Source organism: Marinomonas sp. TI.3.20 (assembly GCF_038155025.1).
GTDB lineage: Bacteria > Pseudomonadota > Gammaproteobacteria > Pseudomonadales > Marinomonadaceae > Marinomonas > Marinomonas flavescens.
The window spans coordinates 1-26,351 of the sequence record NZ_JBAKAS010000028.1 but is presented as its reverse complement, the minus strand read 5'-3'; the positions used below and the strand labels follow the sequence as shown (position 1 = coordinate 26,351).

Below are 26,351 nucleotides of genomic sequence, written 5' to 3'. Positions count from 1 at the left end.
GTAAGCCAGCACCCAGCAAAAGACACCGCCGACTTGATCCCAAGACGATGGAAGCTACTGTTCGCAGACAACCCGTTGAAATCGCCCTTGCTCTGAGTGTCAAGAACGGCGTGAAATGAACGCTAACTGCAAAACTGCGCGGTAGACAAGCCGGACTCGTCAGCGGCCTTTACCTGTTCAAGCCAAAAATCAGAACGGGATTGAGAATCGGAAGGTTGATTCATAACAAACTCCTGCTAGTGAATAAAATGAACAGGCATTAGGTTCTGCGATTATTCAATGATCGGCAAGAATGCGGATTTAAGGGGGCTTACAATTATAAGGACGAAGAGGATGTATTGCGTTACAAAGATATCTACCCAGTAAAAACTTACAATCCGTTAAAGGCAGAGCCTTGAGTGCCGAATTCCTCTCCTTATCTGTTAGAGGTTTTCCGCACTCGCTACCAGTCCTGATTATTCCAATCTTCTGTTAGTGCAGGGTGTTGGTTGCTGTCGGATTATACCAATGATAAAAGCGATTTATAATCAACCTTTTCAGTCAAGGTTTTAGGAATAGAATTTATGAATATAAATTTTCTTGGACAAGATGCTTTAGAAAGATATTTAGAGCAATGATTAAATATAAAATTTTCATCAATATACTTCTCACAAACTAAAAATGCAGTAATCCTATTTTTATCAAAACAAACAGCTGCATCATTAACAAAAGAACATAAACGCAAAATAGATTCGATTTCAAATGGATCAATACGATGACCTAAAAATTTAATTTGTCTATCTGTTCTACCTAAAAAAACATAGCCATTATCTGTAATTGTAGCCAAATCACCTGTTCGATACGCAGGAATATTATTAACCTTGATGAAGTTTTCGGATTCTGGATCATTAAGATAACCAAGACTAATGTTATTTCCTATACAAATTAATTCTCCCTCATGTTGATTATTACCAATAAGAAACTCAAAGCCAGGTAAAGGGGAGCCAATTGGACAAACCTTCCATTTATTTAATTCAGATAATTGAGGAATATCTTTATATGAACAAACATTAGTTTCAGTTGGGCCGTATAAGTTTGAAATCAGTTGAGTTGGAAATTTTCTTCTTAGTTCCAACAACTCAATCAAAGGGTAGGGTTCACCAGCAAACAAAATGCAACGCAAAATCGTAGAATCAATTGAAGAAAAACCATTCAAGTTGACCAAACTCCTTATTACAGTTGGAACCATGTAAATTATAGAAATCTTATGAAAAATAATCCAGTTGTAAATTTGAACAGGAAAAACTTTCAAACTGTTCGGGAAACAATGGATACTAGATCCAGTAAATAATGATGCAAATATATCAAAAATACTTAAATCGAAATGCCAAGGGGAAAAAGAAGATATTCGATCAAAAGAATTGATTTCAAACTTTTTGATAGCCCAAAATACAAAAGATATAATATTATTTTCTGGAATTAAAACCGCCTTAGGTTTACCAGTTGATCCAGATGTATAAAATATAAGTACACCTTTTTTAAGATAAGTTGTTTTAGAATCAAATTTTAATAGTTTGCCATTGTCATGATAAATGGCAAAGGCTCCAGTTTCATGGGCTATTGCTTTTATTCTTTCAGGTGGAATGCTTTCATCTAAAGGAACATAAATAATACCTGAAAAAATACATGCCAGCATTACAATCAAAAAATCAGTAGATTTTTCTTGATGAATTAGCATTATATGACCATTCTTCAAACCACAAGATCGAAGTCTTTTAATACATTCATCAACTGCTGATTCAACTTGAAAGTATGTGAGCTCACAATGTCGATCTTTGATTGCTAGGAAATTACTATTAGATTTTATAGAATTTTTGAGCAGCTCAATTAGCTTACTGTTAAAGCTCACAATACACCACCTAAATATAATAAAGTTTAAGTTTTATCAATTAAATTCATTTCTTTGTTTGAATTTTAGAATTAATAAAATTCGAAAGTGAATTCACGTTAATGAAATTGTCGGGGTTAATATCACTGTCATCAATTTTTATCTCGAACTCTCTTTCAAGATGAGTAACTAGTTGTATCAGACTTAAAGAGTCGATTATATTCGAATTGATCAAATCAGTATCTGCATCAAGAGGAGTAGTTAACTCCTTACCTAATAATAAATCATGTTTAATGAACTCAATAAGTGATTTAGTTTCTATAATAATATTTTTCATATTTCATACCTCTACCAAATGTTAACTTCATTAATATCTAATGAAGTTTTGCCTAAAAATATTTGACACATATCACTGACTGCGGGCATTAAACCACCACAATGACTGTCACGGAGTAATCTCTCGAGTGGGAATTTTTTATGAATACAATTTCCTCCACAAGTCCTTAATGCCATAGAGGCAAACTTAGGCATTAACTCACCTAAGTAAAACTTTGCTGAAAATAAGGCTTGGTGTGTAATATTAGATGTTGGGCTATTAACAACCTGTTCAGCAGCATCGAAGAGATTTAGTTCAGCAGATCTAAGCATAGAATACATTTCACCAATCCGGGCTTGAACCAGGGGCAAATATGCCAAACCCTCTTTCTTTACATGATCGCTTTTTGAAACTATATATTGGCAAGTAAATTTAAAAATACTTTTCAATATGCCAAGATAGACACCTAAATAACCACCAGTTACCCAGTGAGGTTCTCTCATTACTTTTGATAAAGCAAATCCCTCATTACCCATAAAAATAGCACTTTTAGGAAGTTTTACATTTTTAAAAAAAACCTCTTGACTAGAAGTGCCTCGCATTCCCAAAACATCCCATGTTTCATTTATAAATACACCATTAGATAATCTAGGAACAATGAAATAAGTTAACCAATAGCTACTCATTTTTTTATCAGAATTTTTATTAGCAAGAACTAGAAAAAAATCAGCATAATTTGCCATCGTAACAAATGACTTAAAACCATTTATAATATAGAAATCACCATCTTTGGTATAAGATGTCTCTATTTGAGAGAAACGAGCTCCGATTCCAGGCTCAGTAGTAGCGGCAGCAAAAACTTTTTTTTCAAAAACTACTAAAGTAAATATAGATTCTAATTTAATTTTTAACTTTTTTCTTGTTTTAGGATCTAAAACTGACAAATCATAATTACTAATACTTCCAATTACAATATTGTGCATATTAAAAGCTGCTGCAGTGGAAGGACAACCCTGTGAAATAATAGATAACACTTTTTGATATTGATAAAAATTTAGCCCCCACCCTCCAAAATCTTTTGGTATTAGTAAAGATAGTAAATCACTATCTTTAAGAGCATCAAGGCTTTCAGTTGGAAATCTATTTTCACGGTCGCAGATTCCTGAAAACTCTGAAAATACAGTGTCGGCAAGAAATTGGCATCTATTACAAGCCTCATCAAAAGTATAACTCTTATTATTATTCATATTAAACCAACCTACTTACCATATTTTTTAAAGAATCGTTATTTCCACTATATATCCAGCTAGATAGAGAATCCAAATAATGACGTTCGTCTCCTGTTAACTTAGCGGCTTTAATATATTCGTCAGAAACGTGCCATTTTAACAAGCAGCCTAATTTAATATATTCTCTATTCCAAGAAAACAAATCTATACTAGATAATATTTTCTCAACAAAAAGACGATTAGCTATATAAATTCGAAAAAAATCTGCTTTAAGTGACTGAGGAGAAGATTTATAAAATTGATATAGCTTAGCAATAAAAACGATTGGTATTAATAAACGTTCCAAAGTTGTAGAAATATAAGCTATATTTTGTCCCTCACCAATACAACCTAAAATTGCATCTTTAGGCAATCTTACATCATTCAAATAAATAGAACCAAGATTAATTCCATCAAGACCGATCGTTTTAATAGGAGAGCTAATAGAAATTCCATTTAGTTTAAGATCAAGAATAAATGCACAAAGATTATATGGTGGATTAAAAGTAGTATTAAAATTTGTATAAAGCAAACCGACTTCTGAGTTGTGAGCATTACAAATTAAAGTTTTTTGACCATTTATAAGCCAATATTTATCAAATTCAATTGCAGTTGTCTTCATTGAAAATATATCTGTTCCACCCTGAACTTCTGTCATACAATGCGCACCAAAAATACTTCCTGTTTTTAGCTTCTCCAACCAAGATGTTTGATATTTTTTACTATTATCTACAGATATGCTTAATGGTAACAGGACTCCAGATATTTGAAAAAAAACATTCAATATATCAATATATTCACCATTATCTAGATAAGAAATAACAAAATCAATTATTTCGCTATAGTTAGGAGGCGATTTATAAAAAAGGTTCGAAAGAGTTTTTGTTAAAACTACAATATCTTTATCATTATCATTAGATTCTATTTTCATTTTCCATCTACCTTTTTTAGCATATTAATGGATCTACGGCAAGATAACCATGATTGTGAGGCTGTACTAGTTATACAGTACCCTTTACCTCCATGTACAAGCAATAAACCTTGCAGTGAATCCTCAAGTGAAGTAAAAACAAAATGTAATAATACTTCTTCATCAGCTTTACTTTCTAATAAGTATTTTAGAACTTTAATATCATTTGAAGCAGAGTTGACTTTTTTCATAACAGGGAAAAAGTTACAAATATGCTTACTTAAAACGGATCTCTGTTGCGTATATGAAATTGTCAGTTGACAAAAACTGGTTGCATCTTTCAACAAAATATTTAAAACACTTCCTATATTAGACATTTAATTCACCTTAAAATTAAAAGATTGTTTAGTTTGATTTTTTTAACTTAAAGCTATAAATCTAGATATTTTACCAGCTCCTAAATATTTAAAATCAGAAACTTCAAAAAACGATATTTTAGATTTTTTCAACCCATATTGTTTAAGATTATTTGAAATGATCGAAGCCAAGGTGTCAAATTTGACGTGATTATTTATAACAACTTTAATATTTGCTCCATCCAAAGTTTGTATGACCTGATATTCAGTAATTCCTCTTTCATAGAGTAATGGTGCGGAAAAAGCAACTGAAGGAATTTGAATTTTTCCATTATAAATAAAATTAGATGATGGTCTAGCTTGTGGCTCTTTAATTAATTGATGAGCAACACCACATTCACATTTTTTATCTAAAAAAATTACCGAGTCTGGAATTTCATAGCGGATGAGAGGAAGAGTTTGGTTAAATAAATTAGTAATAAAAATTTTATTTGAGGGCATATCAAATTTAACTAGTTTATTTTCGTAGTCAACAGGTTCTATAATACACAAATCATCATTAAGATGCATTTCATGCATATTTGGAGAACAGTTAATTGCAGCAACACCCTCAGTAGAACCAAAAGTATTATATATATCTACTCCTGGCCACGTTTTAAGAATTAGCTCTCGAATTGGTTGATAAAAAGGCTCTGATCCTACACTAATAACCTTAGGAGATATTTTTAAATTACCTTCATTAACCTTATTACAAAGATTTAATATTCCTGATGGATTACTCATTAAAACATCTGGTTGTAAAGTATTAAGTTGTGAAATAAGTTCTTTTTCAGGTAAAGTTATTGGAATACTATAGATAGAAACATTCTTAGATTGAAAGGTTTTTGTTAATGAAATTGAACCATATACAATATCTGGAATAGCTATGAAAGCTACTTTTGTTTTAACCATGGGATTTTGACCACGAACTCCATAACGCTTAAACATTAAACAATAAGTTACCCATTCATCCCAATTGTAAACAAAAACGCCTCTCAGTCCGCTTGTACCACTTGTAACCAAAACATGGTATTTCCCTTCAAGGTAAAGTTGATCCGTATCAGATTGCATTTTTAAAACATGTTCCTCAACTTTATCTAAATTTAAATTAGGATCAGTAACAATGTCATTCCAATTCTGCATTAGTATTTCTTTAGTCAAAACTGGAATTTCAGACAGTCTATCTATGGAAAAAGATTCAACATCAATATGCTTTAGCGTATTGGCATACCACTTTGAATTTTCCTTAGCAAATTTTAGAATAGATTTTAATTTAATAAGTCTAATCTCATCTAATTGTTCTTTTGAAAGGAACAGTGATTGACGAGAATCCTTAAGTTTTAACCCAATTTCTTGATTTTGTTTTATAATAAGTGGATTCATTTATTAGTATCCTTAATAAAAAATATTGAAAGCATAAAATTGATAATCATTAAAATTGATAAAGTGCCTATCATCCAATAAAAGCCATATAAATAACTAGATGATATTATATGAAAAATATCATTTCTAATATTTAACGGATATTGATTTAGAATCGTTAAACTTTCTGGAGTATTTGAAAGCAAACCGATCAAATCATGAACTTTATCACTTTTTATATTAGTAAATAAATATTCTAAATTAAATTTAGCATGATAGAATTCTGCGTTGAATAATATAGTATTTAATACTGAGAAACCGATAGCTCCTCCAATAGAGCGAAGTCCATTTAATGTAGAATTGACCATGCCATATTTATCTTTTGTAGTTTGATTTAGCATTGCAGCCCTAATTGGTCCATTTATCATAAACATTCCTATTCCAGTAAAAACAAGCATCGGAATCATTTTAAGGTAAGTTAAATTATCAAATAAAAAAAACAAAATAACCCCAAATAAACTCGATCCTGTCCCCAATATTAATGGAATCTTAAAACCATACCTATCAACTAAATAACCTCCAAAGTTTGATGAAACTATACCAAATAAAAAAAGTGGAATTAATGAGAATCCTGTTTGTAAAGGTGTGTATTTTAATTCTTTTTGAAAGAAAATAGTTAGAAATAAAATTAACCAAGTTGTGATTTGAGTAATAACTGAAATAATAGCCCCTGGAATAAAGTTTGGTAATTTAAATATATTAAGATCAATTATTGGATTGTTAGAATTTTTTTCTATGTAAATAAAATATAAAATCGACAAGCAAGAAATAATAAATAAAATTATAGGTGACCATGCAGTCCATCCCAAACTTGAATGGCTTAAAAAAGATAAATTTAATAATATGGTAAAAGTAGAAATAGATATAAATCCAATCCAGTCAAACTTAAGGTTTTTATTGTTTTGAATATTTAAACAATTAGACTTAGGTAAAAGCAAATATATAATAAAACCAATAAAAATATTAATGTAAAAAATCCAACGCCAACTCAAATATTTAACAAATAAGCCACCTAATATAGGAGCCAATCCCATACTTATTAAGGATATGCTTAAAATAAATCCTATGGTTTTTCCACGCTTTTCTTTTGGATAAGCTAACGTAATCATACTCATACCTGATGTAAAAAGAAAAGTAGCACCAATAGCCTGAAAAACCCTGAACAAAATCAATAAATAAACGCTAGTAGAAAGACCGCAAAGTAATGAAGATATACAAAAAACGATAAGTCCAAAGGTAAAACACTTTTCATGTGAAAAGATGTCACTTATTTTTCCAGAAACAAAAACAAGTGCAGCCCGTGCCAATATATAAACATTCACTACCCAAATAATAGTTGACTGAGAAGTATCAAATATTTTTTCTAAGGTAGGTAAAACTACTGAAATAGATGAAATATCTATATAAATAATAATATAGGCTAGAGATACTGCTGTTAATATTTTAGTTTGTTTTTTCATATAATCCTCAATTAAAATATCTACAATTTAAATAACATAGATTGTCCATATTCAGTAATTTCTAATAAATTAGATACTCCACACAAAACCATAACCTGCTTAAGTTCTGAGTTTAAACGATTGAGTACTCCCGAAACACCGTACGAACCGCCAACTGCAAGCCCCCATAAAATAGGCCGTCCAACTAGGACAGAACTAGCTCCCATGGCAAGTGCTTTAAATACATCTGAACCAGATCGTATGCCTCCATCTACGATAATGGGAAATTTATTCCCTAATATTTTTCGTATTTTTGAAAGCATAAATAAAGGAGAAACACAGCAGTCCAACTGACGAGCACCGTGGTTGGATAAAATAATACCATCGATACCTATTTCTAGTGCTTTTATAGCATCCTGAGGATGTAAAACTCCTTTTAAGTAAATAGGTAAAGACGTATTGTTTTTTAACCAACATATATCCTGCCAAGTTATAGATGAATCAAATAATTCATTCATTGATAATGTATTCAAGCTATTTTTATATTTTCTTGAAATAAGACCTTCCTCTATAAGATTTTGAGCTAACATATTGCCAGGAATTTTAAATTTATTATTTCTATTTCTTTCTCTATTGCCAACAACAGGCATATCAACAGTAATAATTAAAGCTTTATAACCTTGCGATTCTACTTTTTTTGCCAAGTTCAATGTAATAGTTCGATCTTTAAATATATGTAGTTGAAACCATAATGCCTCAGATGATTCTTTTGAAATTTCTAATGAACTTTGGCTTGCCATGCAACTTACTATCATTAAAGAGTTTGTTTTAGATGCTGCAGTTACTGTCTCGATTTCTCCACGCTCATGTAAAAGCTTATGAGGGGCCATTGGAGCAATTATAATTGGAGAAAATAGTTTAGTGCCTGTTAAATTTAAGCTACAGTCTATTCTTGATGCATTTCTTAACACACGAGGAATTACAGAATAATTACTATAAGCTTTTAAATTATTATCAAGAGACTCTTCGTTTCCTGCTCCGCCAGCTACAAAGTCATAAATCTCTCTAGTAAGCTTTTCTTTAGCTTGTGCTTCAAGATTGATTAACCAACTAGAACTCATAAATACTCCTAAATATTATTTTCGACATTCACTTATGGATTAAATGGGTAAGTTGGTATAGAAACTTTCTTAACATTCAATTTTTTATAAAGTAATGACCAATTAAAGTTAAGGCCGTGCGACCACAGTATCGATAAAATCTCATATGGATCGCTTATATTGCAAAGAATAAATTTTTCATTGTTATAAAATAATAAATTATCAATGTCAAAATCTATATTTAAATTATTTGGAAACTCTAGAAATCTAAAAAACGATCTTATTATATTTTCAGAGTTCATTTTAAAAATTAAATCTTCATTTTTGTTTTTTTCTTCAAATTCAAAAAAAGGGAAATGATATATTATATTTTTAATGAAATTCAACAAAAAATCTCCGCTAGCATTCCGATAAGTATTGGGGATTTTCTTATTAAAAATATAATCCTCATATATGAAAGGTATTTTAATTTTTTCCAATTTTTTAATCGCCTGTTTATAATTTTCAAAAACTATTGAGCATCTAAATTTATAATGATTTCTTCCACAACTTGAAGAATAACAAATATTTTTTAAATTATTGTCACTAGTGTCTGTTAATAAATTAAAATAAGAAATATATTCATTAATTAGTTGGCTAAGAGAAAATTCACTATTAGCTGAAATTACTAAGATATACTTTTTCGGATGTTCTTCATGTTCTTCATGTTCTTCATGTTCTTCATGTTCTTCATGTTCTTCATGTTCTTCATGTTCTTCATGTTCTTCATTAAAACTCTGTAAAATTAAATGAGCATTAGTACCACCAAGACCAAGACTGGTTACACCAGCAGTCATTAGCTTTTGAGATTTTGGGATTTCTGCATATTCAGTAGCAATATATAAGGAGCTATTCTCAATATCTAAATCTGGATTTATTTCTTTAAGATTAATACTAGGAACAATTACACGATTCTTTATCATTAGAGCAGTTTTAATTAGTCCTGCTACACCTGAAGCTAATTTTGTATGACCGATATTTGTCTTTACGGATCCAAGTGCACATTTATTTTTAAATAAACCATATGATTGAAAAACTTTTTTTATTGCATATACTTCCATGGGGTCGCCAATTACTGTTGAAGATCCATGAGTTTCAATATAGTTTATACAACTAGGATCAATGCCAGACATCTCCCAAGCTTTCTTAATACAATTGTATTGACCTCTTATACTAGGCGATAAGAAATTAGCTTTATTTCGTGAATCATTATTAATTGATGAACCTAGTACAACTGCATAAATATTATCATTATCAATTATGGCATCTTCAAGACGTTTTAATATAACTACCCCTACTCCATTTGAAAGAACTGTACCACTAGCATTCTTATCAAAAGTCTCACATTTACCACTAGCAGATAAAATTCCACTCTTATTATACAAATGACCAAAATTTTGAGGATATTCAATTGATACTCCACCAGCAATTGACATATCTGATTTCTCAGAAATCAAATCATTACAAGCATGAATAACTGAAACTAGTGAAGAGGAACAACCTGTATTCAGATTTATTGAAGCTCCTTCTAAATTAAACTCATAGGATAGTAAAGAGGCTAAACAAGTAGAGTAAGTAAATTCTTTTACAGTATCCATGGTTATATTTTGTTCATTTGAACCCGCTCTCGTGTCATTTACACCAATATATACTGATGAGTTTCTTGGACACGAATTAGTTGCTATGCCCGCATCTTCAAGTGCATGATATGTCGTTTGTAATAAATTTTTTGATTGAATACTAAAGGAGCTAATTTCGTCAGATGTAAATTTAAATAAATCTGCATTGAAAAAATCGATATTATCTAAAACTCCTCTCATAGGAACATATAATTCATTGTTAATAAAATCTTTATTAACTCCTGAATCAAATAGTTGGGTTTTATTAAATTCACTTATACAGTTTTTTGAGTTTTTTAAAACATTCCAAAATTGATATACATTATTAATAGAAGGGAATTTACAGCCGATCCCAACAATAGCGACTTTATTTTTTATATTATCCATTATATTTCCAATTCATTTTTTTCAATTACATTAATTAACATAGAAAGACAAGGGTTGTGATATAATAAAAGAGAGTTTATATTTTTACCAACAGTTTTTGAAATTTTACGACATATTATTGGTATATCTATAGAGTTAATTCCTAAATCAAAGAAATTATCACTTTCGTTAATATCATAAATATCTACAAATTCTTCTATGATTTTTTTAATTTTTGAATTTAAACTATGACGATTATAAGCAACATATTTTTTTTCATCATCAGCGATTTTAAATAATATCGAACGATCTATTTTACCACTAAAATTAGTAGGTAGTGATTCAAGTTTTTTTAATACAATTGGAAACATGTAATTGGATAACTCCTTAATTAGATGATTTTTTAAAATGTTTTTTGATGATTTATCGTTACAAACATAAAATATAACTATAGATTTTTTATTTTTCCCAGGAACTGCAACACATTGTTCGCAGCTTGTATTGTTAAGTATAGTATTTTCTATTTCCAATAATTCAATCCTAATACCATTGATTTTTATTTGGTTATCTATACGACCTATAAAAATAAATTCACCTTTTTCATTTAAAAAACCACGATCTCCTGTTTTATAATACCTATTAGAATTTGAATGTTTTTTTCCAATAGGTAAATCATAAAAGAAAACATTATTTTCTTTATTATTTAAATAACCTCTGGCCAAACATTTACCAGAAATAAATAACTCCCCAACTTCACCAATTGAAACCTCTTTCATATCTTCATCTAAAATATAATATCTAGCACCATCAATTGGTCTCCCTACATTATTAGGGTTGTTATTTTTATTATATATTTTCATTGAAGTACATACAGAGGCTTCAGTTGGACCATAAGCATTTAAAACTATTACACCTCGAGAACTATAATAATCTAGGATTTTCTCTTCTGTTGCCTCACCAGCAACAATCATAACCTTCAAGGATAACGCACATTCAATATCGGTCCTAAGTAAAACTGGAGGAATAGTAGCAAAATCAATAGACTTTTCTTTAACAAGTTTTTTTAGCAAAAAAGTATCCTTACGTTGATCTTCATTTGCTATAACTAATGTTTGTCCAGAACAAATACAAAAAAATACCTCTGATATATGGGCATCAAATGCTATTGATGAATATTGAAGACAATTTATAGGAGTTTTAAGTAGAGGAATTACTTTACTCAACTGATTATCTATCATATTCTTTACACTACCATGTTCTACCATAACTCCCTTTGGATAGCCTGTTGTTCCAGAAGTATATATAACATATGCACTATCTGATGGTAATAAGTAAGAATCTAAATTATTATTTTTTTCGGATAATATTTTTTCATCATTGCAATTTATTATCAGAGAATCAGGAAGGATTCTTGAGATGGTTTTTTTTAAATATTTATTAGTGATTAATATTTTGCTAGACGTATCTTTCTGTATATATTTAATTCTATCTTCTGAAAACGCTACATCGATAGGTACATAAGTAGCACCGGCTTTTAATATAGCTAAAATAAATATAAGAATATCGATACACTTATCACAATAAACTAATATACACTCGCCACGCCCAGAACATTCCTTACTAATTAATCTTCCAATTTGATTGGATTTTTTATTAACTTGATCATAAGTTAATGAAGTATTTTCATACATCACGCAAATAGCATTAGGGTTAAATTTTACTTTCTCTTCAAAATCAGATATTATTGTTTTTGACTGAAGAATTTTACTTTCAATTAATCTCACTGAATCTATTTTGCCATTTGACTTAATAGGAAAAGCATCAACAATTTTAATATTATTAGGTATCATATATTTAGGAAGATATTTTGATAGCTGTAGTTTAAGTTCTGAAGAATCTATTGTATTAAAATCTTTTTTTATAATTATAAAGGCTATAATATTCTTTCCGAATTCATTTTCTATATAAGTTATATGTGCATCCTTTATATAGTTTATTTTTTTAATGATTTGCTCTATCTCTTTTAGCTCAATTCTTTGACCATTTAATTTAATTTGATCGTCCAACCTACCTAAAAAAACTAAATCACCTGAATGGTTTAATTTTACTTGATCTCCCGTTTTATACATTTTTTGATTTTCTAAATATGGATTTTTAATGAAAAATTTTGACGTTAATTCAGAGTTATTTAAATATCCTGCGGATAAACCTTTTCCTGATATAAATAATTCTCCAGATTCTTCTATGCCAACTCTATTTAGATTATTATCCAAAACGAAAAGAGAAGTATTATCAATCGGCTTTCCAATTGGTATTGAAGAGTAAGATTGGTTTTTTTTGCACTCAAAAAAAGTAACGTCAATTGTAGCTTCAGTTGGACCATACAAATTAATTAGCCTGGGAGTGTTTTTTTCTTCATTAAAAATGTCAAAAAAATGTTTAACCCGACTTGAATCTAATGCTTCTCCACTTGAAAAAATAAATCTCAATGAATTAATTTTGGATAAATCAAAATCATTATCAATATAATCTAAAAAAATATTAAAAACTGACGGAACAAAATGTACAACAGATACCTTATATTTAAATATCATTTTAGTAATAAAGCAGATATCATGTTCACGATTTTTAGGTAATATTACTAATCCTGAACCGGAAATTGACCACCAAAATACTTCCCAAATTGACACATCAAAACATTGATGTGTTTTATGAAACAATATGTCTTTTTCTCCTATTGAATATGTATTATTCATCCATTTAATTCTATTTAATAGCGCTTTATGCTGAATCATTACACCTTTTGGCTCGCCTGTAGATCCAGAGGTATGAATGATATAAGCCAAGTCATTTGGTCTATTTATCTGATTTAAATTTCCTTTCATTTCAGTTTCTATATTAATATCTGAAAAATTTATGCATTCATAATTAATTAATTTACAACTGAATTTCGATGAGATTAAAAACTTAAGACCACTATTATTAATTATGTTTTCCTTACGTAAACTTGGCGATTCAGGATCAATCGGCAAATAACAACCACCGGCTTTAATAACCGAAAATATGGCTATTAAAAGCTCATAAGAACGATTAAGCTCAATTCCAACTATTGTATTTGGCTTCACCCCTTTTTTGCGTAATATTCTTGCATATTGATTTATTTTATTATTAAATTCTCGATAATTTATGGATTCATTTTCTAAATATACGGCAATTGCATTAGGTTTTTTTTCAACTTGCTCTTCAAAAAGTGTTATTATATTTTTAAGCATTAAATCACCTTTATGTAATTAACATTATAAAATTTATAAACAATTTTGAGGTATATATATTTCATACATTTGTGATGTACCTTCAATAACCTCCATGACTTTTGCGTCACGATAATACCTTTCAACATTATGCTCTTTAGTAAAGCCAGAACCTGCAAAAATTTGTAAGGCATTGTTTGCTACATCTACAGCCATTTTAGAGGCAAAATATTTCGCTATTAAAGTTTCTGAAATATAGGAAATGTCATTTTGTTCTCGTAAATTCGCAGCATGAAAACATAATTCACGTGCGCTTTTTGTCTTAACTATGATCTCAGTTATCATTTTAGATATCAGTTGATGTTTAAAAAGCGGACTTCCAAACTGTTCACGAGAAGCAGAATACTCAATCACATCATCCAAACATGCTTGACCTAAACCAACACATCCGCATGCTGTAGTATATCTACCTTCATCTAAAGCAAGTTGAACAATTTGGTTAAATCCTTGTTTAACATTTCCTAAAATATTTTCTTCAGGGATACAACATTGTTCAAATTTAATTTCAGCTAACATATTAGAACGTAACCCCAGAATATTATTAATTGGGGTTAAAGATAGCCCTAGTGTATCCCTCTCAACTAAAATAGTTATATGTTCATCATTAAATCTCGCAAGAACTAAATACAAGTCAGCAATTTGACCAAGAGTTATGTATTTTTTTGTGCCTGTTAAGAAATATTTACCATTATTTTTAACTACAATAGTTTCGATATTTTTTAAATCACTGCCTATATTTGGTTCCGTTAAAGCTAGAGAAACTATTACTTCACCACCTGCAATTTTTGGAAGCCATTTATCTTTTTGATACTTAGTCCCAAATCTAACTAGAGGCTTACACACCATACCAGTTACAGTTAATGCATTTTCTATTGAACATAGACCTCTTCCAAATGATTCATGCATTAGGCCCAAGCTTAAATAATCAAATTCTTGACCACCATATTTTTCCGGTATTGATGCTCCTAAAAAACCATGATCACTTAATAATTTAAAGAAACTCCTTGGAATTACTTGATCATCGTCAAATTGAGAGGCTTTATAGATAACATTATCATTGACGAATTGATCAAATGTTTTTTTATGATTTAAATGTTTTTCTGAATATGATGGCATAATGAAATACTCTTTATTATTTTATTCATAAGTATAAAAACCTTTTTTTGATTTTTCTCCTAAAAGTCCTGCATTTACCATTTTTTTTAATAACCAACAAGGTCTATATTTTGAGTCATTTAATTCGTTATATATAACTTCTAATGAGTATAGAATTGTATCTAAACCAATTAAATCCGCAGTTTGTAAAGGCCCCATTTTATGTCCAAAACATTGTCTAAATAAAATATCAATATCTTCTACAGAGGAAATTTTTTCTTGGAGCATGAAGATTGCTTCGTTGATAAAAATCATCATTGCGCGATTAGTTACAAACCCAGCTGAGTCTTCAACAGTAACCATTTTTTTATTTAACGATTGCAACAACTCCCTCACAGATTGAAGTGTATGTTCATTTGTATGATACCCTTTCACAACTTCTATCAGAGGCATTCTTGGTACAGGGTTCATAAAATGCATTCCAACGATTCGACTTGGGTTATTCATTAGTGAGGATATTTTTGTTATTGATATTGCAGACGTATTTACTCCAATAATACAATTTTCTGAGCATTCGTTGTTTAGATAACTATATAATTTTTCTTTCTCAGACCACTTTTCAGTAATATTTTCTATTATCCAATTTGATTTTTTTACATTTTCTAATTTATCAGTAAATTTTATATTTCCAATGATTTTATTAGAGTCTACTTTTTTAAATTCACCCTGTGTAAGAAAATTATATTTAAGGTTTGACATAATTCTGTCTTTCGATTTTTGAAGCTGTATTTTAGACTTATCAATAATTTCCACTTGATAACAGTGTGTTGCAAAAAGCTCTGCAACACCAGAGCCCATTACTCCAGCTCCCAAAATTGTTATTGAGTTATTATTCATTCAAACTACCGCCTATTTTATCGCTAATTATTTTCGATATTAAATTGACACTATTAAGTCTAGTAATATCAAATTCTCCTTCTTGAAGTTCGATTTTGAATTTTTTCTCTATAAAAATTAGTAATTGTACAAAAAACAATGAATTAACTATCCCTATTTCAAAAATATTTGAATCATCTTCAATTTCATGAATTCGAAAACCTCTCCCTAAAAAGCTTCTTACTTCTGATTTAATTTCATTCATATTCATATTTTTTACCTGATTTTTTAATAAAAAAATTAGATTGATAAATTTACTATAACCCTCTAAATACCGAGTCATAGACCATGGAGCTTTAAATTCTTAAGGGCTAATTCTTCACCGCTTGCGACGTAAAAATCTGAATTTTTAAGTAATCACGATATCTCTCTTCTCTAAGTGAATTTGAGCCTAAGCAAAAAATCTTTACGCAAGGTGATTTTATTAAATAAAAGATTTCATGCGATCAACTTATTTTTTTGAATGTTTTTTAAACAATTACATTAATCTTTATAATGAATAAAAATAAAAATAAATCAAATTTACATTTAAATTACATAAGATCAAATTGTTTTCTTAATACTTTCATCTTATAACGACTAAATATGAGTAGAACATGACAAATAGATGTCATCCAGCAACAGCAAATCATGAGGTACAAGGGCGACTATCTTTTGGTCATGAAAGGTAACCAAGATCGCTTACATTGTACTATTCAAAAAGTCTTTGCCGATCAGCTAGCTCTCTCCATTGATCCAGAGAAAATCTATATTATCCAGGATCATGGACTCGATGAAGCCAGAGAATAAAAGCTGTTGCCAGCAATTACTTTAGTTGAATTATTTGTTGAATACGTAATACTGAAAAATATCTGTGTAGTAATAGGCTATCGTTTTGAGAAAATCAAAAACAGTCATAAGACTATCGTTATTAAATCAGCTTCGCGGAGTTAGATTAAGTAGAGCTGAACCGGCTTGAGGCCATTAGGGAATAGTTTGTATTGGGTGATTGATGTATCAAAAAATGAAGACAAATGCCCAATTTATAATTGCGAATCTGTTGAAATATTGACAACCATGAGTTAGCGTTTATTTTGCGCTGTTATTTACACTCAGAGTAAAGGGGGACCTCAGAGGTTTGTTCGAGAACGGTTTTTTCATTGTTTTGAGTCAGGTCGCCACGTCTTTTACTGGATACTGATTCACTCGATGAAGCATATCCGTAAGGTATACATTGGGAGCAATTTCATTTTCAGTGCACAGTCATTTAATCTCATTCGTGAGTATCAAATCGGTGTTTTTGAGAGGTACAAATAGGTCGATAGGTGATGTTATTCACGGAGCTAGATCATACAATCTAGTCGTCCCTGAAAAACTCTCAAACTATTGAGTTTAAGGTATTTTTATAAGATAGTTAATGCCTGAATCTTGCTATAAATACGCCATAAGGCCCAAAAAGTTGCAGAACAGGTGAGTTTTATGAAGCCTTGTCAGACAGAGACCATACCGTAAAAGGATTTATTCCAACCTCAGCTTGTTGACATCATTAACCCCAATCATCCTTCAGTAATACTGGCTAAGATCATTGATTGGAAGCAATTGGACTCAACGCTTAGTGCCTATTTTTCAAGCGTTGGTGCGGCCACGTTGCCAACGCGCCTTATGGCGGGGTTGCTGTATTTGCAGCACTTGCATAATTTGTCTGATGAGATGGTGCTAGAGCAATGGCTTGAATCGTCTTATTACCAATGCTTTTCGGAGAAACCTTTTTCCAACACGACTTCCCGTGCCATCCAACCAGTTTTGTTAAATGGCGAAAACGGTTAGGAGAAGAAGGCTGTGAATGGCCGCTTACCCAGACGATACAAGCAGGACTAAAACTAAAAGTCATCAAACCAGCGAGCTTAAAATGTGTCGTAGTAGACACCACAGTACAAGAAAAAAACATCACCTTCCCAACGGATGCCAAGCTCTACAGCAAGGCTCGACAGCAGCTCACTCAGATAGCCAAAGAACAAAACATCACGTTAAGACAAACCTACGACACAGCCTGTCATGAGTTAATGCCAAAAATTGGACGCTATGGTCACGCCAAACAATATAAGCGGATGAGAAAAGCGATTAAGCAAGTCAAAGGCTTTTCAGCTTTTTAGGGCGAGTCCTGCGAGATATTGATAGATAAGTAAAACGACAAGGGTTAACGCTCACCCAAAAACAGGAAGACATACTTAACCAAACCTATCGATTACTAAAACAAACTCGTCAGAGCAAAAATAAACTGTATAGCTTGCATGAACCCAATGTGGACTGCATCTCCAAAGGCAAAGCGCATAAACGCTATGAATTTGGTGTGAAAGCAAGCATAGCCGTGACGTCTAAAGAATCCTTCATTGTGGGAGCAAGAAGCTATCCAGGTAATCCTTATGATGGCCATACGTTAAAAGATCAACTTCAATAAGTTGAAATCCTGACAGGAAAAAACCGGAAACCTGTTTTGTTGACCGAGGGTATAAAGGATCTGGCGTGGAAGCTATTAAGGTGTTGATTGCTGGTCAAAAGCGCGGCGTACCAAAGAAGGAGAAGCCATGGATGGAGAGACGAAACAGCGTAGAGCCAATCATAGGGCACCTCAAATTAGATGGAAAACTCAGACGATTCTTCTTAAAAGGTGTACTAGGCGATGCGATCAACATGATCTTAAGTGCCTGTGACCAGAACTTACGTAAGCTACTGAAGTGGCTTTATGGCGCCCCATATTTTGGGCCATTTTTAAGACAATTATAGCTGAAAATAATTTTCTCACTGGAAAGACCTAAAAATAACATGGCGTTTCTTGCCTGAAACGCCATTATTCAGGGGCGACTATCCTCATTTTGGTCTGCTGCGCATTTTAAAAGATGCTTTTTTGCATTTTTATTGCATTTTTATTGCGTTTTTTTTGCTTTTCATCTTCGTTTATTTTTTTGAAATAGCTGCATTCTTGTGTTAGGTTATTTTTAATCTAAAAGAGCTTATTTTTTAAACAACATAATAACTTAAAGGTTAAATATGGATAATAATCTCGTACCTAAAAAGTGGTGCAATCTTCTTAAAGATTTCCCTTCCTTATACAATGAAAGTATTCACGAAAACAAAGACTTAAATTTAAATGGAGTAGGAGCACTACCCAGGCAGCCTTTAAGTCTTCTACGCCAATCTCATAATACAGATGATGCTGATATTCTTATTCCTCAAGAAATTTTAGATCAATATTTATTATATCGTCCTACTCCTTTCAGAAGAGCAGTACAACTGGAGAATCATCTGAATACAAAAACAAAAATATTTTATAAATATGAAGGAGCAAATATTTCAGGTAGCCATAAACTCAATTCTGCATTAGCTCAGGCTTTTTACTATAAGAAAGCAGGTTATAAACATCTTGTAACTGGGACCGGAGCAGGCCAATGGGGATCTGCTCTAGCGTACGCATGTAAGGTGTTCGGTCTCAAGTGTACAATTTTTATGGTTGATGTAAGTTTAAACCAAAAGCCACAGCGCAGAGATTTGATGGAGTTATACGGTGCAACAGTTTACTCCAGCCCTAGTACAGAAACAAAAGTTGGTCTAGATGCAATCAAAAAAGGTTACAAAAATACTGGTACCTTAGCTATAGCTACAGGTGAGGCTATTATTTTTACAAAAAACTTTAGTGATGCGCAGTTTGCTGTCGGTAGTGGAGAAAACAATGTTTTATTGCATCAAACTATTATAGGCAATGAAGTATTAAATCAACTTGAAGAACTGGATATATTTCCTGATCGTGTTTATGCATGCGTAGGTGCCGGCAGTAATTTTGCCGGAATAGCTTTTCCTATACTCAGATATTCTAAATCACATAATAAGAATTGTAAGTTTATTGCAGTTGAACCTATTGCTTGCCCAAAATTAACTCGTGGGATTTATACTACTGATATTAATGATTTTTCAGGAACTACTCCGCTCTCAAAAATGTATACTCTAGGTTCTAAATATAATTCACCACCAATACATGCAGGTGGACTACGCTATCATGGAACCTCGTCATTTTTAAGTGCTTTATATCATACCGGATTTATTACAGCCACCTCCATCTCTGAAGAAGAATCATTGTCAGCTGGCTTATTATTTTCGCAGAAAGAAGGGATTTTACCAGCCCCTGAATCTTCATATGCTATAGCCGCTGCAATTAGAGACATTCATGATAATTCTAAGCTTGATGAAAGTATTATTATTAATATCAGCGGTCATGGTCTATATGATATGCTCTCCTATCAAGATTATCTTCTTGATAGGCTTATCGATGATGAACCCGATGAGGAAATGATAAAAAATAGTTTATCTGAATTTAATTGATTACTCAAGAAAAGTACATTGTAATTAATTTAATATCAACTGAGTTTTATAAAAATTAATATTTAATTTATAAATGGTATATCTTCATGCTAAACAAAAATTTGATGATCAATGACGATCTTTATAACTATATTCTAGATCATAACCCAAAGGAAAATGAATTCCTTTTAAAATTAAAAAACAAAACTGATGAGCTTAAGTATGCTAGATTGCGTTCACCAACTGAACAGATTCATTTTCTATCATTCTTGTTAAAATTTCTTAATCCTAAAGCTATTTTGGAGTTAGGAACATTTACTGGCTATTCGACGTTAGCATTTGCTTTGTCAACAAAATCCAATTGCAATATTATAACGTGTGATATAAATAATATTTTTCCTAGTATTGGTGTTGATATTTGGAAAGAAGCAAATGTATCAGATCGTATAACATTAGAATTAGGGCCTGCTAAAAATACCTTAATAAAGCTTTTAGAAAATAAAGCCTTATTTGATTTTATTTATATTGATGCCGATAAAGAAAATAATTGGTCATACTTGGAGATGGCGCTATTTTTGCTTAACGAAGATGGTATGATCATAATAGATAATGTTCTTTGGCATGGAGATGTTGTTAAAGAAGAAATTAATACAGATAGGGTTAATGCTCTTAGAGAATTCAATAAAAAGGTCATGCAGTTAAGCAATATTAATTACTGTTTACTTCCTATTGCTGATGGTTTGACTATAATTTCCAAAAATAAGGATTGATTTTGTATGTATTTGCATAATAAATATGGAGATAAAGATGAAATTTTTCATTCAAATTACTATTCTTTCTCTGGTTCTACAGGTAGGAAACTGCTTTTATTACATGGCTCACGGCTTGCAGGACTTGATACATGGGGAAGAGTTGTTCCTAATTTAACTGAATGGTCGGAAATATTAATCCCAGACTTGCCTGGTGTAGGATCTAACAACCCTCAAAATGTTACTGATCATGACTTTACTTTATCTATGATAATTGATTCTATTAAAAGTTTGATTGATAAATATGGATGGTCAGAGTTTGACTTAGTTGGTTACTCTATTGGCGGGTTTATAGGAAGTGCTTTTCTGAAAGCTTATCCAGATATGATTTTAAATCAATTAATTATTGAGTCAGCATTGTTTGTTGTTCCTGAAAAAAAATTATCTGAGGTTGGTGTTACCATGAATGAAATAGCAGATCTTATGCTAACTGACCCTGATAAAGGCAATAACACTTTCTCGGATTTAGTAAGTAGCAATCAAAGAAAATTTCCACTCTCAACTAGTGTACGGCCAATTCATAATGCTTTAGGCTTTGCTAATCTTTTACGTATTTTAGGTGGTTTTTGCTTGTCTGATAAAGTACTTCCTTTGATTGATTGTCAACGCAATACAACTTTAGTTGTTACTGAATACTCTACAAGAGAAGCAAATGAGATGGCTTTTCATATCAAACAGCGTATTTCTTGTGAAGTCATTTCTATACCAAATTTTGATCATAGTTTTGTTTTTGTTGATCCCATAATGACAGCAAATTTAATAAATAATTGGTGTAAAAAAAACATATAGAAAATTAATATCGTTCAAATATATCAGCCACGCTTCATAAAATAAAAGTTTTCAGTCCAAATTTAACATGAAATTGGTAATGCTAGACTTTAGTAACAGATATAATTAATTAAGATTTTTTTATTAATCTTATTGCCTTACTTCACTCATATAATCTCGAAGTAATATATTTAAAAAGCCATTAATAAATATACTTAGTATTGAGTTTATCTACACGGAGTCAAATTTTGCTATGTACATTTATAAAGCTCCATATAAAGATATGGTTTTTTTGTCTGCTATGGTTTACCAGCAACATTTATCCGGTGTCAAAAATTTATCAGAATTTGACCCACAACTAGCCAGTAACATCATGGATGAGGCTGAAAAGTTTGCTTCTAAAATTTTGTCACCACTCAATTTCGTTGGGGATCATAATGGATGCCGCTTTGAAAACGGAAGAGTCATTACTCCGACGGGTTGGAAAGAAGCCTATCAGGCTTTTTGTCAGGCAGGCTGGGTTGGCCTAACCTTGCCAGTAAGTTGCGGTGGACAAGGCTTGCCTAGACACATATCTCAGTCAGTTAATGAAATGTGGTTATCGTCTAATCTCGCATGGTCTATGCTTCAAGCTTTAACCCAAAGTGGAGCTAATATTTTATCTAAATTTGCCAATGAGTCTATGCAACGTCGCTATCTATCAAAACTTGTCAGCGGTGAGTGGACAGTTGCCATAGCATTAACTGAATCTAATGCTGGTTCAGACTTAGGGGCGCTCACAACTAAAGCATTTCCAAGAGATGATGGAACTTATCAGATACTCGGTCAAAAAATTTTTATTACCTATGGAGAGCACGATCTAACTAAAAATATTCTTCACCTAGTATTAGCCTGTACCCCTGACGCACCAAATGGAAGTCGGTCGGCTTCACTTTTTTTAGTTCCCAAATATAGGGTAAATGATGATGGAATAATTAGTGACTTTAATGATGTCACATGCACAGGTATTGAGCGTAAACTTGGGTTACATGGTAGCCCTACTTGCTCCATTCAATACGGTGAAAATAATGTTTGTATTGGCGAGCTAGTAGGCGAATTGCACCAAGGTCTTAAAGCAATTTCTTTGTTTATGAATGAAGCTCGTCTCTCTTGCGGTTTACAGGGAGTAGCATTGGCTCAATTGGGTTATCAAAAAGCATCTGAATATGCTAGTCAACGTAAGCAAGGCTATAATAACTATGGACACCCCGTAACTATTATAGAGCATGCAGACGTTAAACGCATGTTGCTTGAAATTCGTTCGGAAAGTTTTGCTTTACGAGCTTTAGGATATCAGATCGCGGCGTGGATCGACTGTGCTCTTGCCAATAACAACGTCTATATAGAACATAATATTGCCCTACTTATACCCATCTTCAAAGCCTTTTCGACTGAAAGGGCTAATGCACTAATTGCTAATGTTGTACAAATTTTCGGTGGAATGGGAGTTATTGAAGAAGTTGGCATAGCCCAGATTTTGAGAGATGCTAGAGTATTAACTATTTACGAAGGCACAACAGGGATTCAAGCATTAGATCTGGTGTTTAAGAAAATTTTAGCTGATCAAGGAGCAACCTTATTTAAGTTAATAAACTCTTTTGAAGATCAAATAAAAGAGATAGTTCAAAAAAAGCATTTGATTGATTTTACTCATGATTTACCTTTTTTGCTAGAAGAATCTCGAGCTATACTGTATGAAGTAGTATTATCTTTAAAAACAGATATAATTGTTTTGCAAGAAATTTCTGCTCCATTATTAGAATCTTTAGGTATTATTTTTTGTAGTTTTCAATTGTTAAAAATAACTGACTATTCGATGGATGTTAATATTAAAAAAAATTATCCAGGTTATTTTGAAAATACGCTTTCGCTAACACAATTTTATCTAGTGCATCGTTTGCCCATAGCGATAGCTCGACTGAAAACAGTAAGGCTATCAGTTAAAAAACGGATTAATTACAATTTTGATTAGTATAAACGACTTTCATACATATGAAATATTAAAATATTAACCAAAATACTTAAAGTGAATTTTACTATTATATATTTAGCATCGAAAAAATAAAGAAAATGTTTTTTTTAAGTTTTTATTTAAAACCACCTCTAATAAAAACAGAGTGTCTTATGTTCTAAAAATAAAAAATACTCATTTTCGTTATTTATGTTTATTAGGGATTTAAATGTTTACTTTATTAAAAACCATATCTCACTTACCTTTTTTTAAATCAATTAATTATGGTTATATTACAAACACCCCTTTTTTAAGTTACTGTCATGTGAAATTTGAGGTAATTAACTATGAGGATATTCTTTTTAGTGATTTTGGCATACCTTTTGACCCTAAATTAGATACAGCACTAGTTTGTCGAAGAGCAGAATATTTAGCATCAAGGTATGCAGCTAAACTATTACTTGAGCATTCAGAGTGTTTTTTTAACGTTAAATCTTCATCAACCCGAGAACCAATATGGCCAAAAGGTTGGTGCGGAAGTATTTCACATACTCATAACAATGCTATAGTTATAGTAACCTCTGAATCAAATGGTATCTTACCAGGTATTGATATTGAACTATTTGACTCTTCTGTTATGTTAGAGACAGCTGATTTTTTTACTACAGAGAGAGAGAGAGAACTATTGTTGGCTACAAGTATATCTTATACGTTAGGCTTATTAATAATTTTTTCTGCTAAAGAAAGTTTATTTAAATCATTGTATCCAAAAGTTCGTCACATATTTTATTTTGATACAGCCGAAATATTACAGATCGATATCATTGAAAAAAAATTCACTTTGGTTCTCGTTAAAAATATTAGTGAAAAAATAAAGACTGGAACCAAATTTGAAGGGTGCTATTTTTTTCAAGATGACAAAATAATTACTATTATAACTTAAAAGAAAACCTGATTAACACCGAGCTTCCGCTAGCTTTAGCAATCGCTCCGGCATCGGTACCGTTTTGATACTGGAAAAAATAAGTTGTTCGAACATATTTTTAAGGTTGAAGCGCCTATTGAAATTAAAACAAAACTCCCCAAGATAACGCGTCGTCCCTGGAAAACTCTCGAACTATTGAATTTAATGTATTTTTATAAGATAGTTAATGCCTGAATCTTGCTATAAATACGCCATAAGGCCCAAAAAGTTGCAGAACAGGTGAGTTTTATGAAGCTTCGTAAGACAGAGAGCATACCGCAAGAGGATTTATTTCAACCTCAGCTCGTTGACATCATTAACCCCAATCATTCTTGTAGTGGTCAACTAATTCCGGACAGTAGATTAGGTTGTTCTTCCGCTTTGGCAGGTGGCATCCCGTTGTTATATTGATGCGGCCTGCGCCAGTTATAGTAATCCATCAGATAAAAACTGATATCTCGTTTTGCTTCGTTTTGAGTCATGTATCCTGTCGTTGGAATCCACTCGGACTTCAAACTTCTAAACACTCTTTCCATGGGAGCATTGTCCCAGCAATTTCCTCGGCGGCTCATACTTTGCTTCATGCGATAACGCCATAGCGTAAGCGTGCGGCAATCACCACCTAGACACGTTACGTTTTTTGACTGAACCTATTTCGCTGTTGCTAACTTGCATCAGACGTATAATCTCGATAAGGTATTTATCAGACAGAGGGCAAACGGATTTGCTTAGCTTTCAGGATGAAGGCTCTGTCTCTTTTCAGGATGACTCAGTCACTGCAAGGACGCAGCAGGAAGCCCCTTTCTCTTTATTCTCAAACTTAAGCCAGCTTAATATTCCAAGGCAGTAAATCGTCCAGATTCTCTCCCTCTTTGCGTTTCGGCAGTGCGTCGAACAATCTGACTAAATAATCGTACGGGATAAGCCCATTGGCTTTGGCGGTTTCGATAATACTGTAAAGCAGGGCACTGGCTCTCGCGCCATTGCCGGTATTGGCAAACAACCAGTTTTTGCGTCCGATGACGAAGGGTTTGATGGCTCGTTCAGCGCGATTGTTGTCGATGTTGATCCGTCCATCGGTTAGGTAAACGTTGAGTTTGTCCCATTGATTCAGGTTGTATTGGATGGCTTTGCCAAGGGTGGTGCTTGGCGGCACGTGTTTGATCGACTTTTCAAGCCACGCTTTGTGTTGGGCTAGGATAGTAGGAGCATGTTCTTGTCGGACTTTTATCCTCCCTTCTACCGTGTCTTCTTGGCTGGCTAGATGTTCGACGGCGTGTTAGCGTTCATTTCACGCCGTTCTTGACACTCAGAGCAAGGGCGATTTCAACGGGTTGTCTGCGAACAGTAGCTTCCATCGTCTTGGGATCAAGTCGGCGGTGTCTTTTGCTGGGTGCTGGCTTAC

The 26,351-nt window shown here is 32.0% G+C and carries 19 protein-coding genes and 4 pseudogenes; 7 read left to right on the top strand and 16 right to left on the bottom strand.

Translation table 11 applies throughout. The annotated features are described in order from the left end of the window. Positions 1–499: 499 nt before the first annotated feature. The 13 genes from V6259_RS18230 to V6259_RS18175 are packed head-to-tail and all read right to left on the bottom strand — an operon-like array spanning position 500 to position 16,294. A complete protein-coding gene (locus V6259_RS18230; RefSeq protein ID WP_341585742.1) occupies positions 500–1,888 on the bottom strand; it encodes an AMP-binding protein in 1,389 nt (462 codons plus the stop codon). A gap of 46 nt (positions 1,889–1,934) precedes the next feature. Further along, entirely contained in the window at positions 1,935–2,204 is a 270-nt protein-coding gene (locus tag V6259_RS20080) for an acyl carrier protein (protein ID WP_445928522.1), read from the bottom strand. 11 nt (positions 2,205–2,215) lie between these two features. Next, positions 2,216–3,430, bottom strand: a complete 1,215-nt coding sequence (locus V6259_RS18225; RefSeq protein ID WP_341585741.1) for an acyl-CoA dehydrogenase family protein — start codon at positions 3,428–3,430, stop codon at positions 2,216–2,218. A 1-nt stretch (position 3,431) separates the two neighbouring features. Further along, entirely contained in the window at positions 3,432–4,382 is a 951-nt protein-coding gene (locus tag V6259_RS18220) for an acyl-CoA dehydrogenase family protein (RefSeq protein ID WP_341585740.1), read from the bottom strand. Continuing rightward, positions 4,379–4,738: a hypothetical protein gene (locus V6259_RS18215; RefSeq protein WP_341585739.1), complete on the bottom strand. Its 360-nt coding sequence runs from the start codon at positions 4,736–4,738 to the stop codon at positions 4,379–4,381. Before V6259_RS18215 ends, V6259_RS18220 begins: the two co-directional genes overlap by 4 nt. Positions 4,739–4,780: 42 nt before the next feature. Then, the gene (locus V6259_RS18210; RefSeq protein WP_341585738.1) at positions 4,781–6,139 is read right to left on the bottom strand and encodes a phenylacetate--CoA ligase family protein; all 1,359 of its coding nucleotides are present in this window, start codon (positions 6,137–6,139) and stop codon (positions 4,781–4,783) included. After that, positions 6,136–7,638: an MFS transporter gene (locus V6259_RS18205; RefSeq protein WP_341585737.1), complete on the bottom strand. Its 1,503-nt coding sequence runs from the start codon at positions 7,636–7,638 to the stop codon at positions 6,136–6,138. Before V6259_RS18205 ends, V6259_RS18210 begins: the two co-directional genes overlap by 4 nt. A gap of 20 nt (positions 7,639–7,658) precedes the next feature. Next, entirely contained in the window at positions 7,659–8,738 is a 1,080-nt protein-coding gene (locus V6259_RS18200) for an alpha-hydroxy acid oxidase (protein ID WP_341585736.1), read from the bottom strand. 32 nt (positions 8,739–8,770) lie between these two features. Then, positions 8,771–10,762, bottom strand: coding sequence for a beta-ketoacyl synthase N-terminal-like domain-containing protein (locus tag V6259_RS18195; protein WP_341585735.1), 1,992 nt, complete (start codon positions 10,760–10,762; stop codon positions 8,771–8,773). Continuing rightward, a complete protein-coding gene (locus V6259_RS18190) occupies positions 10,762–14,013 on the bottom strand; it encodes a non-ribosomal peptide synthetase (protein ID WP_341585734.1) in 3,252 nt (1,083 codons plus the stop codon). Before V6259_RS18190 ends, V6259_RS18195 begins: the two co-directional genes overlap by 1 nt. 33 nt (positions 14,014–14,046) lie before the next feature. Next, positions 14,047–15,168 (bottom strand): acyl-CoA dehydrogenase family protein, encoded by a 1,122-nt coding sequence (locus V6259_RS18185; protein WP_341585733.1) that lies wholly within the window; start codon positions 15,166–15,168, stop codon positions 14,047–14,049. 21 nt (positions 15,169–15,189) lie between these two features. Continuing rightward, positions 15,190–16,044 carry a 3-hydroxyacyl-CoA dehydrogenase family protein gene (locus V6259_RS18180; RefSeq protein WP_341585732.1) on the bottom strand — a complete coding sequence of 285 codons (855 nt, stop codon included), beginning with the start codon at positions 16,042–16,044 and terminating at the stop codon, positions 15,190–15,192. Beyond that, on the bottom strand, positions 16,037–16,294 hold the full coding sequence (locus V6259_RS18175) for an acyl carrier protein (RefSeq protein WP_341585731.1): 258 nt from the start codon (positions 16,292–16,294) through the stop codon (positions 16,037–16,039). Before V6259_RS18175 ends, V6259_RS18180 begins: the two co-directional genes overlap by 8 nt. A 449-nt stretch (positions 16,295–16,743) precedes the next feature. On the opposite strand from V6259_RS18175, the gene V6259_RS18170 reads away from it, so the two are divergent. From V6259_RS18170 to V6259_RS18140, 7 genes and pseudogenes are all read left to right on the top strand, one after another. After that, positions 16,744–16,872: a hypothetical protein gene (locus V6259_RS18170; RefSeq protein WP_341585730.1), complete on the top strand. Its 129-nt coding sequence runs from the start codon at positions 16,744–16,746 to the stop codon at positions 16,870–16,872. Positions 16,873–17,541: 669 nt separating this feature from the next. Further along, positions 17,542–18,846: pseudogene (locus V6259_RS18165) on the top strand (IS5 family transposase). A gap of 264 nt (positions 18,847–19,110) precedes the next feature. Beyond that, complete coding sequence (locus tag V6259_RS18160; protein ID WP_341585729.1) at positions 19,111–20,436, top strand: TrpB-like pyridoxal phosphate-dependent enzyme; 1,326 nt, start codon at positions 19,111–19,113, stop codon at positions 20,434–20,436. Positions 20,437–20,522: 86 nt separating this feature from the next. Beyond that, entirely contained in the window at positions 20,523–21,185 is a 663-nt protein-coding gene (locus tag V6259_RS18155) for an O-methyltransferase (protein ID WP_341585728.1), read from the top strand. A 6-nt stretch (positions 21,186–21,191) separates the two neighbouring features. Then, positions 21,192–22,013, top strand: a complete 822-nt coding sequence (locus V6259_RS18150) for an alpha/beta fold hydrolase (RefSeq protein WP_341585727.1) — start codon at positions 21,192–21,194, stop codon at positions 22,011–22,013. Between the two features lie 232 nt (positions 22,014–22,245). After that, positions 22,246–24,003 carry an acyl-CoA dehydrogenase family protein gene (locus V6259_RS18145; protein WP_341585726.1) on the top strand — a complete coding sequence of 586 codons (1,758 nt, stop codon included), beginning with the start codon at positions 22,246–22,248 and terminating at the stop codon, positions 24,001–24,003. A 208-nt stretch (positions 24,004–24,211) separates the two neighbouring features. Further along, positions 24,212–24,925, top strand: coding sequence for a 4'-phosphopantetheinyl transferase family protein (locus tag V6259_RS18140; RefSeq protein ID WP_341585725.1), 714 nt, complete (start codon positions 24,212–24,214; stop codon positions 24,923–24,925). A gap of 12 nt (positions 24,926–24,937) precedes the next feature. Here V6259_RS18140 and V6259_RS18135 read toward each other — a convergent pair. The 3 pseudogenes from V6259_RS18135 to V6259_RS18125 form a co-directional block, all read right to left on the bottom strand. Continuing rightward, positions 24,938–25,075: pseudogene (locus V6259_RS18135) on the bottom strand (IS1595 family transposase); the annotation flags it as partial. A 212-nt stretch (positions 25,076–25,287) separates the two neighbouring features. After that, positions 25,288–25,545: pseudogene (locus V6259_RS18130) on the bottom strand (integrase core domain-containing protein); the annotation flags it as partial. A 221-nt stretch (positions 25,546–25,766) separates the two neighbouring features. Next, positions 25,767–26,210: pseudogene (locus V6259_RS18125) on the bottom strand (IS66 family transposase); the annotation flags it as partial. Positions 26,211–26,351: the final 141 nt, after the last annotated feature.